2 protein-coding genes are annotated in these 1,430 nt (G+C 34.5%); both read right to left on the bottom strand.

The window, feature by feature from the left end; all coding sequences use genetic code 11:
• Positions 1 to 30: 30 nt before the first annotated feature.
• Entirely contained in the window at positions 31 to 870 is an 840-nt protein-coding gene (locus AC1RP1_RS07575) for an IS3 family transposase (RefSeq protein ID WP_481761996.1), read from the bottom strand.
• Positions 871 to 896: 26 nt separating this feature from the next.
• Entirely contained in the window at positions 897 to 1,382 is a 486-nt protein-coding gene (locus tag AC1RP1_RS07570; protein WP_481761995.1) for a helix-turn-helix domain-containing protein, read from the bottom strand.
• Positions 1,383 to 1,430 lie beyond the last annotated feature (48 nt).

The raw sequence follows: 1,430 nt of genomic DNA, 5'->3' as shown, positions 1-1,430 counted from the left end.
TGAAGTGAACCCCAAAAGTTGGAGTAAATATTAAGCGATCATCTGGTCGGTATGTTTTCGATATTCAATCGGAGACATACCGGCCAGTTTTATTTTAATTCTTTTATGATTGTAATAATCAATATAATTTTTTATGGCTACTTTTAAAGCTTCGTATGTCGCATAATCGTGATTATGAACTGTCCCAACTTTTAAAATATGAAAGAAGCTTTCAGCACATGCATTATCTAAACAAGTCGCTTTGCGACTCATACTTTGAAAAATTTTTGCTGATTTGATAATCTCTGTATAACGGCTGTTCTGATATTGAAATCCTTGATCAGAGTGAACTGTCATTCGATAACTGAGATTTGAACGTTTATTGATTAACCGTTTTAGTGGTTCTGTCACAAACTCCACCGTTGGGTGGAGGCTAATTGACCATTGAAGGACTTCACTATTAAATAAATCAATATATGCCGTAAAATAAGCTCTTTCATTTGTACTTTTATTTCCCCATCGTAGTTCAGTGACATCAGTTACTATTTTTTGATAGGATCTATCAGTCTTAAAACGTCGGTTTAAAAGATTGGAAGCTATTTTACCAACAGTTCCTTTATATGAATTATATCTTTTCGTTTTTCGTTCGTAAGCGTGACATAGGAGTTTGTTTTCTCGCATTATTCTCAACACGGTTTTGTGATTGATTTTAATGCCTATGTTACGTAACTCACTTGTTACGGGACGATACCCATAATCAGAATGCCCTTCACAAATTGTTTTAATCGTTTCAATCAGTTCTTTTGAATCTTGTTGGTACTCTCGTTTACAAGCATCATGGTAGCTACTGCTGGACATCAGTCCAGCTTTTAATACGGTTGCCAACTTAATCTGTAATTCACACCTTAACTCAGTGATTATCTGGGCTTTTTCTTGGTTTTTAATCTTTGTTTTTTCTGTATTAAGGCGTCCAATTTTTCCAAGTACGCTACCCGTGCCCTTAGAAAGTCATTTTCTTCTTGTAATTGTTTTGAAGTTTTTGGATTTTTTGATTTAGTCATTTTAGGCAGTTTTCCTTTTGAAGTTTTTAAGCGACCTTGTACCAGTTTCTTTTCCCAGTCCCAAATCACGACAGGATTCTTAATTTTAAAATGACGTGCTGTAACCGGAAAAGAAGCCCTATGTTTTAATCGCCAGTGAATGACCTTCATTTTATAGGAATAATCATAAAATGTCTTCCCTAAATTATTTTCTAAGCCTTGAATCCCAAACATTTTAAAATGATCCAACCATTGATAAATAGTTGCAGATCCCTTGATTCCATACTTCTTCATTAGTAAACCGGCTGGTTTACCTTTCAAATATTCTTTTAGAACTTTTTTCTTTATTTCAACTGTGAACATAGTAAAACCCCCTGAGTTAGATTTCTCCAACTCAGGGGGTTCACTTCA

This window comes from Dellaglioa sp. CoH-56-MRSF-13 (genome assembly GCF_056782095.1).
The sequence above is the reverse complement of the archived record's forward strand: the minus strand, read 5'-3'. Positions and strand labels throughout refer to the sequence as shown.